This window comes from Pseudomonas sp. B21-054, assembly GCF_026016345.1.
Classification (GTDB): Bacteria; Pseudomonadota; Gammaproteobacteria; order Pseudomonadales; family Pseudomonadaceae; genus Aquipseudomonas.
In genome coordinates, this window is record NZ_CP087204.1 from 5,871,654 (window position 1) to 5,886,594 (window position 14,941).

16 protein-coding genes are annotated in these 14,941 nt (G+C 60.6%); 5 read left to right on the forward strand and 11 right to left on the reverse strand.

The features are described from left to right. Positions 1–4: 4 nt before the first annotated feature. Positions 5–943, reverse strand: coding sequence for a bifunctional riboflavin kinase/FAD synthetase (gene ribF, locus LOY70_RS25490; RefSeq protein ID WP_185067170.1), 939 nt, complete (start codon positions 941–943; stop codon positions 5–7). A gap of 129 nt (positions 944–1,072) precedes the next feature. Next, complete coding sequence (gene murJ / locus LOY70_RS25495; protein ID WP_265030386.1) at positions 1,073–2,611, reverse strand: murein biosynthesis integral membrane protein MurJ; 1,539 nt, start codon at positions 2,609–2,611, stop codon at positions 1,073–1,075. Positions 2,612–2,865: 254 nt separating this feature from the next. Here murJ and rpsT point away from each other — a divergent pair, with 254 nt between their 5' ends. Continuing rightward, positions 2,866–3,144, forward strand: a complete 279-nt coding sequence (gene rpsT, locus LOY70_RS25500; RefSeq protein WP_003185593.1) for a 30S ribosomal protein S20 — start codon at positions 2,866–2,868, stop codon at positions 3,142–3,144. Between the two features lie 179 nt (positions 3,145–3,323). Here the strand turns inward: rpsT and LOY70_RS25505 are convergent, their stop codons facing one another. From LOY70_RS25505 to rplU, 5 genes are all read right to left on the reverse strand, one after another. Then, positions 3,324–3,788 (reverse strand): CreA family protein, encoded by a 465-nt coding sequence (locus LOY70_RS25505; protein ID WP_060740553.1) that lies wholly within the window; start codon positions 3,786–3,788, stop codon positions 3,324–3,326. Positions 3,789–3,797: 9 nt separating this feature from the next. Next, complete coding sequence (gene proB / locus LOY70_RS25510; RefSeq protein WP_123344861.1) at positions 3,798–4,916, reverse strand: glutamate 5-kinase; 1,119 nt, start codon at positions 4,914–4,916, stop codon at positions 3,798–3,800. Positions 4,917–5,195: 279 nt separating this feature from the next. Beyond that, entirely contained in the window at positions 5,196–6,419 is a 1,224-nt protein-coding gene (gene cgtA, locus LOY70_RS25515) for an Obg family GTPase CgtA (RefSeq protein ID WP_265030403.1), read from the reverse strand. Between the two features lie 190 nt (positions 6,420–6,609). Then, complete coding sequence (rpmA, locus tag LOY70_RS25520; RefSeq protein ID WP_003176049.1) at positions 6,610–6,867, reverse strand: 50S ribosomal protein L27; 258 nt, start codon at positions 6,865–6,867, stop codon at positions 6,610–6,612. Positions 6,868–6,902: 35 nt separating this feature from the next. After that, positions 6,903–7,217 carry a 50S ribosomal protein L21 gene (rplU, locus tag LOY70_RS25525; protein WP_003176051.1) on the reverse strand — a complete coding sequence of 105 codons (315 nt, stop codon included), beginning with the start codon at positions 7,215–7,217 and terminating at the stop codon, positions 6,903–6,905. 239 nt (positions 7,218–7,456) lie between these two features. On the opposite strand from rplU, the gene LOY70_RS25530 reads away from it, so the two are divergent. The 3 genes from LOY70_RS25530 (at position 7,457) to LOY70_RS25540 (ending at position 9,469) form a co-directional block, all read left to right on the forward strand. After that, positions 7,457–8,425, forward strand: coding sequence for a polyprenyl synthetase family protein (locus LOY70_RS25530; RefSeq protein ID WP_025215561.1), 969 nt, complete (start codon positions 7,457–7,459; stop codon positions 8,423–8,425). 241 nt (positions 8,426–8,666) lie between these two features. Continuing rightward, complete coding sequence (locus LOY70_RS25535; protein ID WP_025215562.1) at positions 8,667–9,008, forward strand: zinc ribbon domain-containing protein YjdM; 342 nt, start codon at positions 8,667–8,669, stop codon at positions 9,006–9,008. Between the two features lie 203 nt (positions 9,009–9,211). After that, positions 9,212–9,469 carry a hypothetical protein gene (locus LOY70_RS25540; protein WP_025215563.1) on the forward strand — a complete coding sequence of 86 codons (258 nt, stop codon included), beginning with the start codon at positions 9,212–9,214 and terminating at the stop codon, positions 9,467–9,469. Between the two features lie 126 nt (positions 9,470–9,595). On the opposite strand, the gene LOY70_RS25545 is transcribed toward LOY70_RS25540, so the two are convergent. From LOY70_RS25545 to LOY70_RS25560, 4 genes are all read right to left on the reverse strand, one after another. Continuing rightward, entirely contained in the window at positions 9,596–10,213 is a 618-nt protein-coding gene (locus LOY70_RS25545) for an FKBP-type peptidyl-prolyl cis-trans isomerase (protein WP_025215564.1), read from the reverse strand. A gap of 203 nt (positions 10,214–10,416) precedes the next feature. Continuing rightward, positions 10,417–10,905 (reverse strand): TIGR00645 family protein, encoded by a 489-nt coding sequence (locus tag LOY70_RS25550; RefSeq protein ID WP_025215565.1) that lies wholly within the window; start codon positions 10,903–10,905, stop codon positions 10,417–10,419. Between the two features lie 131 nt (positions 10,906–11,036). Continuing rightward, positions 11,037–11,378, reverse strand: coding sequence for a hypothetical protein (locus LOY70_RS25555; protein ID WP_025215566.1), 342 nt, complete (start codon positions 11,376–11,378; stop codon positions 11,037–11,039). 311 nt (positions 11,379–11,689) lie between these two features. After that, positions 11,690–14,128, reverse strand: coding sequence for a Lon protease family protein (locus LOY70_RS25560; RefSeq protein ID WP_123344844.1), 2,439 nt, complete (start codon positions 14,126–14,128; stop codon positions 11,690–11,692). 273 nt (positions 14,129–14,401) lie between these two features. Between LOY70_RS25560 and LOY70_RS25565 the strand changes: the two genes are divergently transcribed. Next, on the forward strand, positions 14,402–14,890 hold the full coding sequence (locus LOY70_RS25565) for a DUF3015 domain-containing protein (RefSeq protein WP_057451579.1): 489 nt from the start codon (positions 14,402–14,404) through the stop codon (positions 14,888–14,890). The last annotated feature ends 51 nt before the right edge of the window (positions 14,891–14,941 follow it).

Below are 14,941 nucleotides of genomic sequence, written 5' to 3' on the forward strand. Positions count from 1 at the left end.
TTCATTAGCGATTGGCGCTGGTTGCGACAAGGGCACGGGCGGCGGCGATATCTGCATGGATCGCCGTCTTGAGCGCCTCCAGAGAGGCAAAACGCTGCTCTTCACGCAGCTTATGGTGGAAAACCACCGTCAAACGCCGGTCATACAGATCGCCGGCAAAATCCAGAACATGTACTTCGAGGTGGGCCTTGCCATCCCCTTGGACCGTGGGCCGTACGCCGATATTGGCGACACCGGGCCAGGTCTTGCCGTCGATCTCGACACTCACCAGGAATACCCCGGTCAGCGGCACACGACGGCGCTTGAGTTGCACGTTGGCCGTCGGCGTGCCCAATTGGCGCGCCAGCTTCTGCCCGTGCAGGATCCGCCCGGCAATCCGGTACGGCCGGCCGAGCAAGCGCTCGGCCAATTCGAAGTCGGCAGCCGACAGGGCATTGCGAACCTGGGTGCTGCTGACGCGCAAACCATCGATCTCGACCGTCTGTGCCGCTTCGACGGTGAAGCCCTGGGCGATACCGGCCTGTTGCAGGTAATCGAAATCCCCCGACCGGTCACAGCCAAAACGGAAATCATCGCCGACTTCCAGATGCTTCACGCCGAGACCGTCCACCAGGATCGTGTCGACGAACTCGGCAGCGCTGAGCTTGCTCAGGCGTTGGTTGAAGGCCAGGCATAGGACCCGATCGATGCCCTCGGCGGCCAGCAGTTGCAGTTTGTCCCGCAACCGGGCCAGGCGGGCCGGGGCGGTGTCCGGGGCGAAAAACTCCCGGGGCTGCGGCTCGAAGATCACCACGCAGCTGGGCACGCCCAACTCCAGCGCACGCTCGCGCAGTCGCGCCAGGATAGCCTGGTGGCCACGGTGAACACCGTCAAAGTTGCCAATAGTGGCGACACAGCCCCGATGTTGGGGGCGCAGGTTGTGGAGGCCTCGAACCAGCTGCATAACGCGCTTCTTGCTCATAAAGTGGCCGATTATAACCACACCCGGCGGCCGACGACAGGCAACACCGCACCCCAAAGTGATCGAACCGACAAAACCACTGCCCAGCCCGGGATTATCGAGGGCCGAGCCTCAGCCCAAGGCCTTGCGGTTGAAGTCGCGCAGGCGGAACCCCATCAGCAGCAACATACCGAAATACGCCACCACGCCAGCGACGACCAGCACGCCCAGGCGCAGGAAACGCGCGAGCATCTGCCCTTCGCCCCAGGCCGGCATGAAATGCATCGCTGCAAGCAAAACCGCCGACATCACCGCCACCGCCACCAGCAGCTTGAGGCCAAACTTGCCCCAGCCTGGCTGCGGCTGATACATCTTCTGCTTGCGCAGCTGGTAAAACAGCAACCCGGCGTTGAGGCACGCGCCGGCGCTGATCGCCAGGGCCAAGCCGGCGTGGGCCAGTGGGCCGATCAACAACAGGTTGAACAACTGGGTCATCACCAGGGTAAAAATGGCGATCTTCACTGGCGTGCGAATGTTCTGCTGGGCGTAGAAGCCCGGCGCCAGCACCTTGATCACGATGATCCCGAGCAAGCCCACCGAGTAAGCGATCAGTGCACGCTGGGTCATCAAGGCGTCGAACGCGTTGAATTGACCGTACTGGAACAGCGAAACGGTCAGCGGCTCGGCCAGGATCCCCAGCGCCAGGGAACAGGGCAGGACCAGCACGAAACACAAGCGCAGGCCCCAATCGAGAATGCGCGAGTACTCCTGGCGGTCCTGGCTGGCGTAGGTCTTGGCCAGGGTCGGCAACAGGATCGTGCCCAGGGCCACGCCCAATACGCCGGAGGGCAGCTCCATCAGACGGTCGGCGTAGTACATCCACGACACCGAGCCGGCCACCAGGAACGAGGCGAAAATGGTGTTGATGATCAGGGAAATCTGACTCACCGACACCCCGAGGATCGCCGGCAGCATCTGCTTCATCACCCGCCATACGCCGCTGTCGCGCAGGTTCAGCCGCGGCAGTACCAGCATGCCGATCTTTTTCAGGTGCGGCAGTTGATATAGCAACTGCGCCAGGCCACCCACCAGCACGGCCCAGCCGAGGGCCATCACGGGTGGATCGAAGTACGGCGTCAGGAACACCGCGAACACGATCATGCTGACGTTGAGCAAGGTCGGCACAAAGGCCGGCACGGAAAAACGATTCCAAGTATTGAGGATCGCCCCGGCCAGGGACGACAGGGAAATCAGCAATATATAAGGAAAGGTCACCCGCAACAGGTCAGCGGTGAGCTGGAATTTTTCCGGGGTATCGGTGAAACCCGGCGCCGTGGCCCAGATCACCCACGGGGCGGCGAGCATGCCGGCGGCGGTGACCAGCGCCAGCACCAGGGTCAACAAACCCGTGACGTAGGCAATGAACGTGCGGGTCGCCTCATCGCCCTTCTGGCTTTTATATTCCGCCAGGATCGGCACAAAGGCTTGGGAAAACGCCCCCTCGGCGAAGATCCGCCGCAGCAGGTTGGGCAGCTTGAAGGCGATAAAGAAGGCGTCGGTGGCCATCCCGGCGCCGAATATCCGCGCAATCAGCGTGTCGCGAACGAACCCCAGGACGCGGGAAAGCATCGTGATAGAGCTGACGGCAGCCAACGATTTGAGCAGATTCATGAAAAGAGTTTTTGCCTGTCGATAAACAGCAGGCGAACAACGCGCCCACTTATGCGATACTCCGCGCCGCTAAACAGCACAGAGCCAAAGCCCGCGAGTTTACAGGTCGCACGCCGGAAAGAAATCCTTCGGTGCGCTGCACCTGCCATTCAGCGGAACGCGTCACCCGCCCTTGACAACACGTCAACTCATCGGCATGATTCGCGGCCTATTTTGTTTGCTATTTCCTAAAAAGTCTTTCGAGGAGCTCGACGGTGGCCAACACACCTTCCGCCAAAAAACGTGCAAAACAGGCTGAGAAGCGTCGCAGCCACAACGCCAGCCTGCGTTCCATGGTCCGTACCTACATCAAGAACGTAGTCAAGGCCATCGACGCAAAAGACGCTGAAAAAGCCCAAGCTGCTTACGTTCTGGCTGTGCCAGTTATCGACCGCATGGCCGATAAAGGCATCATCCACAAGAACAAGGCTGCTCGCCATAAGAGCCGCCTGAATGGCCACGTAAAGGCCCTGAACGTTGCCGCTGCTGCCTAAGCGACGCGCTCATTAAAAAACCGACCTCAGGGTCGGTTTTTTATTGCCCGGGATTTAACAGGCACGCCACAAAAAATGCGGGAGCGAGCTTGCTCGCGAAAGCGGTGTGCCAGGCAACATCCACTCCACTGACAGACCGCCATCGCGAGCAAGCTCGCTCCCACAGGGCTATATGTTGATTATTGAGCGCGAGCCCACGGCAAGATCGGAATCGCCGTCACCGCATTCTGCGGGCTGCCCTCGATCACACGGTCGCTGTAGACCAGGTACACCAGTGTGTTGCGCTTCTTGTCGAGGAAACGCACCACCTGCATGGTCTTGAACACCAGGGAAGTGCGCTCCTTGAACACCTCCTCGCCATCCTTGAGCTCGCCCTTGAAGTTGATGGGTCCCACCTGGCGACAGGCGATGGACGCCTCGGCGCGATCCTCGGCCAGGCCCAGGCCGCCCTTCACGCCGCCGGTCTTGGCCCGCGACAGGTAACAAGTCACGCCATCGACCTTGGGATCATCGAATGCCTCGACCACGATCCGGTCGTTCGGCCCGACAAACTTGAACACCGTCGACACCTGGCCAATTTCCTCGGCCGACGCCAGCAACGGTACCGCCAGCAGCAAACCGATCAATCCTTTTGCCAAACCCATGATTTTTCCTTAGACGAGGATCAAGTTGTCACGGTGAACCAGTTCAGGCTCCGCCATGTAACCCAACAGACCAACAATCGCATCAGACGATTGACCGATGATTTTCTGCGCCTCCAGAGCGCTGTAGTTGGCCAGGCCACGGGCGATCTCGCGACCATCCGGCGCTACGCACACCACCATTTCGCCGCGACGGAAACTGCCCTGGACCAGCTTCACACCCACCGGCAGCAAGCTTTTGTTGCCCTGGGACAAAGCCGTCACGGCACCCGCATCCAGCACCAGCGTGCCACGGGTTTGCAGATGCCCGGCCAGCCATTGCTTGCGCGCCGCCAGCATGCCGCGCTCAGGGGACAGCAAGGTGCCGATGCGCTCGCCCGCCTTCAGGCGATCCAGTACCCGCTCCAACCGACCACCGACAATGATGGTATGGGCCCCGGAACGCGCCGCCAGGCGCGCGGCACGCAGCTTGGTCTGCATGCCGCCACGCCCCAGCGCACCGCCCGTGCCACCCGCCACCGCATCCAGGGCCGGATCATCGGCCCGGGCTTCGTAGATCAACTGGGCATTGGGGTTGTTGCGCGGGTCAGCATCGAACATGCCGTCGCGATCGGTGAGGATCACCAGCAGATCGGCTTCCACCAGGTTCGCCACCAGCGCGGCCAGGGTGTCGTTATCGCCGAAACGGATCTCGTCGGTGACCACCGTGTCGTTTTCGTTGATCACCGGGATGACCTTCAGCTCGACCAGCGCGCGCAGGGTACTGCGGGCATTGAGGTAGCGCTTGCGGTCGGACAGGTCGTCGTGGGTCAGCAGAATCTGCGCCGTATGGCGGCCATGCTCGGCAAAGCTCGACTCCCAGGCCTGCACCAGGCCCATCTGACCGATGGCGGCAGCCGCCTGCAGCTCGTGCATCGCGCTGGGTCGCGATGTCCAGCCCAAACGACTCATGCCCGCCGCCACAGCCCCTGAAGAGACCAATACCAGCTCGACGCCGGCCTCATGCAAGGCCACCATCTGCTCGACCCACACCGCCATCGCCTGGCGATCCAGCCCCTTGCCATCCGCCGTCAGCAGCGCGCTGCCGATCTTCACGACCCAGCGCTGCGCACCCGTCACCTTGCTCCGCATCATCTTCAACCTTTGCCAGCGAACGGCGCGACCCAGCGACGTCCATGGGATTATTCGTATTTGCGTTTTACAGAAACCAAAACGCCGCTCGAATGAGCGGCGCCTTGGAAACCGGCTTGCCGGCGATGATAACACTGCGCTGAAACACTTGAACCTGTGGGAGCGAGCTTGCTCGCGATAGCGGCGTGCCAGCTAACAACTATGCCAACTGACAGACCGCTTTCGCGAGCAAGCTCGCTCCCACAGGTTCTGGCTCAACTGAGTGGTATCACCACAAGATCAGTCGCGAACGTAGATGATTTCCGGACCGTCTTCGTCATCCACATCTTCTTCATCCCAATCGTCGTCGCCGATGTCATGGACCGACTTCACGCCACTGCGACGCAGGGCACGCTGGTCGTCCAGAGCCTGAAGCTGAGCACGCGCCTCGTCCTCGATGCGCTGGTCGAGCTCGGCAAGCTCTTCCTTGTACGCCGGATCATTGGCCAGGCGATCGGCGCGATCTTCCAGATAACGCATGATGTCGTGGCACAGGCGCTCGGTACCTTCCTTGGCAATGGCCGAGATCACGTAGACCGGACCTTCCCATTCCAGGCGATCGACAATTTCCTTGACCCGCTCTTCATGCTCTTCTTCGAGGATCTGGTCGCATTTGTTCAGCACCAGCCAGCGATCACGCTCGGCCAGGGCCGGACTGAATTTGGTCAGCTCGCTGACGATGACTTCGGCGGCATCGGCGGCACTGGTTTCATCCAGCGGCGCCATGTCCACGAGGTGCAGCAACAGGCGGGTACGGGACAAGTGCTTGAGGAAGCGAATCCCCAGGCCAGCACCGTCGGAAGCGCCTTCGATCAGCCCCGGAATGTCGGCGACCACGAAGCTCTTCCAACGGTCGACGCTGACCACGCCCAGGTTCGGCACCAGGGTGGTGAACGGGTAATCGGCCACTTTCGGCTTGGCTGCCGACACCGAGCGAATGAAGGTGCTTTTACCGGCGTTCGGCAGGCCCAGCAGGCCGACGTCAGCCAGTACTTTCATTTCCAGCTTCAGGTCACGCTGCTCGCCGGGCTTGCCTGGCGTGGTCTGGCGCGGCGCACGGTTGGTACTCGACTTGAAACGGGTGTTGCCCAGGCCGTGCCAGCCGCCATGGGCGACCAGCAGACGCTGGCCAGCCTTGGTCAGGTCGCCAATGACTTCCTGAGTGGCGGAGTCGATCACCGTGGTGCCGACCGGAACGCGCAGGACCAGGTCTTCACCTTTTTTGCCGGTGCAGTCGGTGCTGCCGCCGTTGGAGCCACGCTCGGCATCGAAGTGCCGGGTGTAACGGTAGTCCACCAGGGTGTTGAGGTTTTCGTCGGCGAGCATGTAGATCGAGCCACCGTCGCCCCCGTCACCACCGTTCGGACCACCGTTTTCAATGAATTTTTCCCGACGGAAACTCATGCAACCATTGCCGCCGTCGCCAGCCTTTACTCGAATCGATACTTCATCAACAAACTTCATGACACACGCCTCTCGCCATACGGACGAGCCAAAAAAACAAGACATAAGACTCTTGCAAAAATGAACGCAGCGACCTGATGAAACGCCCCAATTGCAGCGCCGGCAGCCCATACAAACAGTTTTGCAAGAGACTCACCCCACAAACGAAAAAGCCCCGTCGCAAGACAGGGCTTTTCCAGCATTCTCGCGATTAAGCCGCGACAACACTCACGTAACGGCGGTTGAACGCGCCCTTTACTTCGAACTTGATCACGCCTTCGATTTTAGCGAAGAGGGTGTGATCCTTACCCATGCCAACACCGTAACCGGCGTGGAATTGGGTGCCGCGCTGACGCACGATGATGTTGCCCGGAATGATTTTCTGGCCGCCATACATCTTCACGCCAAGGCGTTTGGCTTCTGAGTCGCGACCGTTACGGGTACTACCACCAGCTTTTTTGTGTGCCATGAGTTCAATTCTCCTAGTGAGGAATTAGGCTGAAATTAAGCCTGAATACCGGTGATTTTGATCTCGGTGTACCACTGGCGGTGGCCCATACGCTTCATGTGGTGCTTACGGCGACGGAACTTGATGATGCGGACTTTATCGTGACGACCTTGGGAGATCACTTCAGCCACAACGGTAGCGCCAGCAACGACTGGAGCGCCGATATTCACGTCATCGCCATTGGCGACCAACAGAACGCGATCAAAAGTCACGGATTCGCCGGTAGCGATTTCCAGTTTTTCGATCTTCAGGTATTCACCTGGGGCGACCTTGTATTGCTTGCCACCAGTAACAATTACTGCGTACGACATGGTATTTCTCCGATAATCCTGCTCACCCAGCGCTTTATAAGAAGAGGTATTGGCTGGCATGGCTGCATGGGCTGGAAGGCCCGGATGCAATTGCGTAAGGCAGGTGCTGCCCAGGAAGTTCAGGGTGCGCGATTGTACGCAAGCCGCCAGCGCCTTGCAAGTGGCCGTCCATCGCGCCTTGACAGGTCTGGGTGGGGGTCCTAGCATGCCGCGCAACCCTTCTGGAGCACCTGTCGCTGATGCAACCCCAAGCTTTCTACCGCGCGGTGGCGGACGATTTTAGCGCCGTCGACGGCATTATCAAGAAGCAGCTGACTTCCCGAGTGCCTCTGGTATCGAAAATCGGCGACTACATCACTTCAGCCGGTGGCAAGCGCCTGCGTCCTTTATTGGTGCTGTTGTGCGGCAAGGCCCTGGGTCGTGAAGGCGATGACATGCGCCTGCTGGCCGCCACCATCGAGTTCCTCCACACCGCAACCCTGTTGCATGACGACGTGGTCGACATGTCCGGCATGCGCCGCGGCCGTTCGACCGCCAACGCCATGTGGGGCAATGCCCCGAGCGTGCTGGTGGGCGACTTCCTCTATTCGCGCTCGTTCGAAATGATGGTCGAACTGGGCTCGATGCCGGTGATGAAGATCCTGTCCCAGGCCACGCGCATCATCGCCGAAGGTGAAGTGCTGCAGTTGTCCAAGGTGCGCGATGCCAGCACCACCGAAGAAACCTACATGGAAGTCATCCGCGGCAAGACCGCGATGCTCTTCGAAGCCTCGACCCACAGTGCCGCGGCCCTGGCCGGTGCCAGCGCCGAGCAGAGCGAAGCGCTACGCACCTTTGGCGATCACTTGGGCGTGGCCTTCCAACTGGTGGACGACCTGCTGGACTACAAAGGCGACGCCGAAACCCTGGGTAAGAACGTCGGCGACGACCTGGCCGAAGGCAAGCCGACCTTGCCCCTGATCTACACCATGCGCGAAGGTACGCCAGAACAGGCGGCACTGGTACGCAAGGCGATCCAGAAAGGCGGGATCGAGGACCTGGAAAGCATTCGCGAAGCCGTCGAGGCGTCCGGCTCGCTGGATTACACCGCAAAACTGGCCCGTGACTACGTCGCCCGTGCGATCAAATGCCTCGACGCCCTGCCGGCCAGCGAGTACCGCGATGCGCTGGTGGAGCTGAGTGAGTTTGCGGTGGCCCGCACTCACTAACATCCCTGGGGCTTTTTTGTGGCGAGGGGATTTATCCCCGCTGGGCTGCGAAGCAGCCCTAAAAGTCATTCCCGGTATTCCAGGCCGATTGGGTTGAGCGCTGCTCTTGGGGCTGCTGCGCAGCCCCACGGGGATAAATCCCCTCGCCACAGATATCCGAACGCAGCCCCGGCTCCCCTGCTTGTAACAAAACCCTATATAATGTGCGCCCTTTTGCCCTCCTGATACCCAAGGAACCTTAGTGAGCACGTTGCCTCCCTGCCCGAAATGCAATTCCGAATACACCTACGAAGACGGTACCCAACTGGTCTGCCCGGAGTGTGCCCACGAATGGTCTGCCAGCGGCGAAGCTGAAACGGCGTCCGATGACACCGTGAAGAAAGATTCGGTCGGCAACGTCCTGCAGGATGGCGACACCATCACCGTGATCAAGGACCTCAAGGTCAAGGGCACGTCGTTGGTGGTCAAGGTAGGCACCAAGGTCAAGAACATCCGCCTGTGCGATGGCGACCACGACATCGATTGCAAGATCGACGGCATCGGCCCAATGAAGCTCAAATCCGAGTTCGTCAGAAAAGTCTGATCTTTGTGTATCCCATCCCGCGCGCCTGCGTGGGATGGTGCTTCGCCCTCCCCGTTTCAGCCCCGTATTCCGCACACAGCCAAGCACCAGTCGGTTTGACCTGACACGACCCACCGTCAGAAAACGAATCGGAGTACCAATAGAGACTTGCTATTTAGCGAATAAGAATTATTCTCATCGAACCCATCAAGGAGATGAGAACCATGACTTATTTGATCGATGCCTGGCTGGACCGCCCACATCCCTACCTCAGGATCCTGCATCGGGAAACCGGAGAAGTCTGTGCAGTGCTTGAAGAAGAAGCCTTGAACGAGTTGCAGGACCAGGGGGATCTGGACCTCAACAGCCTCAATTCCAGCGAACCGCTGGTGCTCAAGGAGTTGGTGCGCAACCTGTTCCTGTTCTGTTATGCCCGGGCGTTGCGCCCGACGAGTGATTTCAATGGCAGGTTTCACGGATGAACGCGGAGCTCATGTGGGAGCGGGCTTGCTCGCGAAGGCGGTGTCTCAGTTAACGACAATGTCGACTGACAGTCCGCATTCGCGAGCAAGCCCGCTCCCACATCACATTACCGATGTCGGCAAATCTTACAGAACGTCCAGCAACTCGACGTCAAACACCAGCACGCTGTGCGGCGGAATGCTGCCAACGCCTTGAGCGCCGTAAGCCAGTTCGCTCGGCACGTACAGGCGCCATTTGCTGCCGGCGTTCATCAGTTGCAGTGCTTCGGTCCAGCCAGGGATCACGCCGCCCACCGGGAATTCGGCAGGCTGGCCACGATCGTAGGAGCTGTCGAACACGGTGCCGTCGATCAGGGTACCGTGGTAATGGGTACGCACCTGGTCTTCACGGGACGGCTTGGCGCCTTCGCCCTGGGTCAGCACTTCGAACTGCAGGCCCGAAGCCAAAGTGGTGATGCCTTCGCGCTTGGCATTCTCAGCGAGGAACGCACGGCCTTCGCCAGCGGCGGCTTCAGCCTTGGCAGCGGCTTCGGCCTGCATGATTTCGCGGATGACTTTGAAGCTGGCGGACATCTCGTCCTGGCCCACACGGCTTGGCTTGCCGGCGAAGGCATCGGTCAGGCCGGCCAGGATCGCGTCCAGGCTGACACCCGGTGGCGGATTGTCGCGCAGCTGGTCGCCCAACTGACGGCCAATGCCGTAGCTGACGCGGGTTTCGTCGGTGGACAGGTTAACTTCGGACATGATGCTGCTCCGCTGTGCGGACGGCTCGGGAAATTGCCGTGCGTGACACAGCGCCTCCCGGAGCGCCCGGAACCAAAAGGGCGAGCAGACTAGCACAGATGCCGGGGCGGGTGACGAGCCCCGCGTCAAAGCATCGCCCCAGAAACGACAACGCCCGCCTGCATCTCTGCAGGCGGGCGCCGCGCCAGGGCAATGAAACGACCTCAGTGCTTGGTCAGTTTATCCAGGTAGCCCATGGCAAATGCCGAGACCACGAACGTCATGTGGATGATCACGTACCACATCAGGTGTTCGGGATCGACGTTCTTGGCGTCCATGAAAATGCGCAACAGGTGAATGGAGGAAATGGCCACGATCGAGGCGGCGACTTTCATCTTCAGCGACGAAGAGTCCATGGTGCCTAGCCAGTTGAGCTTTTCCTTGTCGGAGTCGATGTCCAATTGCGAGACAAAGTTCTCGTATCCGGAAATCATCACCATCACCAGCAGGCCACCCACCAGCGCCATGTCGATCAGCGACAGCAACACCAGGATCAGCTCGGATTCAGCCATGGCAAACACGTTGGGGATGACGTGAAAGACTTCCTGGAAAAATTTCAGCGCCAGGGCCAGTAAGCCCAGGGACAGCCCGAAGTAGATCGGCGCCAGCAGCCAACGGGAGGCGTACATTGCATTTTCGATAAAGCGTTCCATTGAATCTCACACCAGGGCTGAAAAATCGCGGCGAGTATATCAGCCACGACCTGCCCTACAAACGTCGGGCCCATCCTTGGCCCCAGCCCTTGTTTCAAAATCTTACAGCCGCTGCCCGCGCACCGAGGCCTTCAATGCAGCGGGCGAAACTCGAAGCCGTCGACGCTGCGACACCGACCGCCATTGATCTCACGCAATTGAGCCTGCATGTGCAGGCACCAGATTTGCGGATCGTCGGCCAATGTGTAGCCGTGCGTGGTCAGGGTCTGGACGATGTTATCGAGGATCGATTCGGCGGCGTTCGGGCCAGGAAACGGGCCCTGGGCCTTGATTGCAGAAGGTTGTTCACCGGCCATTCCGGCGGCGAAGAGCACGGTCCACATACCCGTATCTCCCGCGAGTGGGCGGATGGCGCATTCGATACGGGTGACAAGGCCCAGGCATTGACGAGTGAGGCAAAGGTTGCGCGACATGGCGGCGCCCCTCGGTAGATCCGGTATTCAGCCCCGGGAAGAGGCTGTTTCGATCCGATGATGACTCTCGTTATCCTTGAGCTGAGGATAGAAGAAAAGTTCCGGGGGCAAGGGTTTTCGAGACCAGAATGCGCCGAGCGGTCATAGTGTGAATATTGACGCCAAAGTGGCGGCGTTTTTTTTGAAGCAACCCAAAACTTGTGGGAGCGAGCTTGCTCGCGATAGCGGTGTGACAGTCGACTGATGAGTGACTGAAATTCCGCTATCGCGAGCAAGCTCGCTCCCACAGGGTCCCACTTGGAATACAGCAATCAGGCCGGCTTGGCCTCCGCCAATGCCTGCTGCGCCAGTTCCTTTTCCGCTTCCTTGATGTCGTCTTCGCTGATCATTTCCGCGATGACCCGCAGCCGCTCCACCACCCGCGCGTTGACGCTGCCCTCGGGGAATTCGCCGTTTTCGTCCGGCTCACCGGCAGGCTCGCCCACCAGCAGGCTCAGGGCTTCGTCGGCCTGGCGCACGGCATAGACGTGGAATTGCCCGGCGCGCACGGCAGCCAGCACTTTCTCGTCGAGCATCAGGGTCGCGACGTTGGCCTGGGGAATGATCGCCCCTTGCTCACCGGTCAATCCACGGGCTTCGCAGAGGCGGAAGAAGCCTTCGATCTTCTCGTTGACCCCGCCCACCGCCTGCACTTCACCGAACTGGTTGATCGAGCCGGTGATGGCGAAGCACTGCTTCAACGGCGTCTTCGACAACGCCGAGATCAGCGTGCACGCCTCGCCCAAGGATGCGCTGTCGCCGTCCACATAACCGTAGGACTGCTCCAGGGCGATGCTCGCGGAGATCGCCAGCGGGAATTCCTGGGCATAACGGCTGCCCAGGTAACCGGTCAGGATCATCACGCCCTTGGAGTGGATCGGCTGGCCGAGGTTGACCTCCCGCTCGATGTCGACGATCCCACTGCCGCCCGGGTACACCGTGGCGGAAATCCGCGCCGGCACACCGAACGCCGAGTCGCCGACCTCCAGTACCGTCAATCCGTTGCATTTGCCCACGGCCGCGCCGTCGGTGTCGATCAGGATGATCCCCGCCAGCATGTCGTCGAGGATCCGCGCCGAGACCCGCCCGGTGCGCGTGGCCTTGGCCTTGAGGGCGCGTTCGATGTGGCCGGCGTCGGTCATCTCGTCGCCGGCCAGCTGACGGATGAAATCCGCCTCGCTGACCAGTTGGAACAGGTCGCCGATCCGCGCCGACAAGCGCCCCTGGTGCTCGGCCAACCGGGCGCTGTAGGTCGCCAGGCGCGCCACCGCATCGGCGGTCAGCGGGGCCATGCCCTCTTCCGAAGTGCGGGTCTTGAGCAACTGGGCGAACTGCTCCAGGCTCTCGTCGCCCATCGGGATGTCTTCATCGAAATCCACCAGCACGCGAAACATTTCCTGGAAGTCCGGATCCAGGTCCTGCAACGCGTAGTAGAGCTGGCGCGCGCCGATGATCACGACCTTGACCTGCAACGGAATGTGCTGCGGCGTCAGGGTCACCGTGGCCAGCCGGCCCAGCTCACCCAGCGGCGATTCCATTTTCAGCTTGCGCGATTGCAGGGCGCGCTTGAGCGCATCCCACACGAACGGCTCGCCGAGCATTTTTTCCGCTTCAAGAATCAGGAAGCCGCCGTTGGCCCGGTGCAAGGCCCCCGGACGCAGCTGCCGATACGTGGTGTAGAGCGCGCCCTGGTCGGTGCTGTATTCGATGCGACCGAACAGGTTGTCGTAGGTCGGGTGCGGCTCGAACACCACTGGCGCGCCACCGCTGGACGGATGCCCGACCACCAGGCTCGGTGCGTATTGTTCCTCCAGCAGCTTGCGGGCGATGGCGTCGGTCTTGCCGTCGTCCACCAGTTGCTCGACCACGGTCTTGAGCAGATAGACCTGCATGGCCTGCAAATAACCGCAGACCGCCGCGTTTTCCGCGTACTTTTCCGACAGCGGCGCGAGAAGGGGTTGCAGGGCCAGGGTAATGGTTTCTTCGTTGAGCTGGCGCAACTGGTTGCTGGATTCGCGCTTCCACTGCGGCAAGCTGGCGAGTTCTTCGTTCAGACGCTCTTCGAGGCCGGAAATGTCCTCGTGGAAACGCTCGCGCTCGGCCTCCGGCAACTGGGCGAATTCGGCCTCATCCAGCGCCTTGCCTTCGCTCATCGGCGTGAAGGCGATGTTGCTGCTGTCACGGTACAGCGCGACATCTTTCTCCAGCGCCAGGCGCTCGATCACATCGAGCGCGCGGTCGTAGCGCTGGTTGAACGCGCGGTCGATGGCGCTTTTTTTCTGCTGGTAGGACGGATGCTCGAACACCGCCGGAAAGGTCGCCAGCAAGTTGTCGATCAGGCCGTTGATGTCGGCGATGAACGCCCCGGCAGTGCCCGACGGCAGCTCCAGGGCACGGGGTTCGCGGGGTTCATCGAAGTTGTTGACGTAGACCCAGTCGGCCGGGGTCTGCAGGCGCTTGCCTTCGGCCTTGAGATAGCGTTTGACGAACGAGAACCGGCCCGTGCCGGGCTCGCCCATGACAAAGACGTTGTAACCGGGGCGCGGCATCGCCACGCCAAACTGCAATGCTTCGACCGCACGTTCCTGGCCAAGCACACCGCGGAAGGGCTCCAGATCATTGGTGGTAGAGAAGCTGAACTGTTCAGCGGAAAACGGACGGGTCAGCGCTTCGGGCGCTAGACGCAAGCTGGCAGCAACAGGATCAGGCATCGGGCTTCCTTACATCAGGCGGGGCAGATAACGGCATTCTGGCGCCCCCCGCACCTGACTGGCAAGGAGCGCCTCAGGCCAAAGCATAGTCGAGGGACATACCCCGAGCGGGGCTCGGTGAATTCGGGACTTGAAGGATAGTTTTTGCAAAATGTCACGGAACCCTTGGATCGTGCCTAAACTCCAAATTGCGCGGCTGGAACATAACCAGCCCACTGGCAGCTGTAGGGGCCAGACCCTGTCCATTGGTATGCACATAAAGAGAACATAGCTATGAAACGGATTCTTCTCGGTACTCTCTTCACCGCTGTATCCCTCAACGCCATGGCTCAGGCGCCGGGCGGCCCGGATTGCGGCTGGGGCAACATGCTGTTCGAAGGTCAGCGTGGCACTCCAGCTCACTTCCTGGCATCCACCACCAACGGCACTTCCGGTAACGCGACCTTCGGCATGACCTCCGGCACCAACGGCTGCTCGACCAACGCGGCACTGACCTACGGTGGCAAGTCCTGGCTGGCCATGAATGGCATGATGAACGAGCTGTCCGAAGACATGGCCAAGGGTCAGGGCGAAGCGCTGACCACCTACGCTGTGGTACTGGGCGTGGCGCCGGAAGACCGTGCGCATTTCTCCGCCGTCACTCACGAGCACTTCCAGCAGATCTTCAGCAAGGCTGACGTGACCGCAGAAGACGTGCATACCAACACCCTGGCTGTACTGAAAAGCGATCCTCGCCTGGCCAAGTACGCCACTCAAGCTTAAGCTCGGCACCACTCGCTCCTCTCGGGGAGCGGGTTTTTCTTTTTGGGGCCC

What these genes read in the sequence shown, in the direction of transcription:
- LOY70_RS25530 (WP_025215561.1), top strand. Translation starts at nt 7,457, where the DNA reads ATGCAACCCCAAGCTTTCTACCGCGCGGTGGCGGACGATTTTAGCGCC.
- LOY70_RS25555 (WP_025215566.1), bottom strand. Translation starts at nt 11,378, where the DNA reads ATGTCGCGCAACCTTTGCCTCACTCGTCAATGCCTGGGCCTTGTCACC.
- murJ (WP_265030386.1), bottom strand. Translation starts at nt 2,611, where the DNA reads ATGAATCTGCTCAAATCGTTGGCTGCCGTCAGCTCTATCACGATGCTT.
- LOY70_RS25545 (WP_025215564.1), bottom strand. Translation starts at nt 10,213, where the DNA reads ATGTCCGAAGTTAACCTGTCCACCGACGAAACCCGCGTCAGCTACGGC.
- LOY70_RS25505 (WP_060740553.1), bottom strand. Translation starts at nt 3,788, where the DNA reads ATGGGTTTGGCAAAAGGATTGATCGGTTTGCTGCTGGCGGTACCGTTG.
- LOY70_RS25560 (WP_123344844.1), bottom strand. Translation starts at nt 14,128, where the DNA reads ATGCCTGATCCTGTTGCTGCCAGCTTGCGTCTAGCGCCCGAAGCGCTG.
- LOY70_RS25565 (WP_057451579.1), top strand. Translation starts at nt 14,402, where the DNA reads ATGAAACGGATTCTTCTCGGTACTCTCTTCACCGCTGTATCCCTCAAC.
- rpmA (WP_003176049.1), bottom strand. Translation starts at nt 6,867, where the DNA reads ATGGCACACAAAAAAGCTGGTGGTAGTACCCGTAACGGTCGCGACTCA.
- proB (WP_123344861.1), bottom strand. Translation starts at nt 4,916, where the DNA reads ATGCGGAGCAAGGTGACGGGTGCGCAGCGCTGGGTCGTGAAGATCGGC.
- ribF (WP_185067170.1), bottom strand. Translation starts at nt 943, where the DNA reads ATGCAGCTGGTTCGAGGCCTCCACAACCTGCGCCCCCAACATCGGGGC.
- cgtA (WP_265030403.1), bottom strand. Translation starts at nt 6,419, where the DNA reads ATGAAGTTTGTTGATGAAGTATCGATTCGAGTAAAGGCTGGCGACGGC.
- rplU (WP_003176051.1), bottom strand. Translation starts at nt 7,217, where the DNA reads ATGTCGTACGCAGTAATTGTTACTGGTGGCAAGCAATACAAGGTCGCC.
- LOY70_RS25550 (WP_025215565.1), bottom strand. Translation starts at nt 10,905, where the DNA reads ATGGAACGCTTTATCGAAAATGCAATGTACGCCTCCCGTTGGCTGCTG.
- LOY70_RS25540 (WP_025215563.1), top strand. Translation starts at nt 9,212, where the DNA reads ATGACTTATTTGATCGATGCCTGGCTGGACCGCCCACATCCCTACCTC.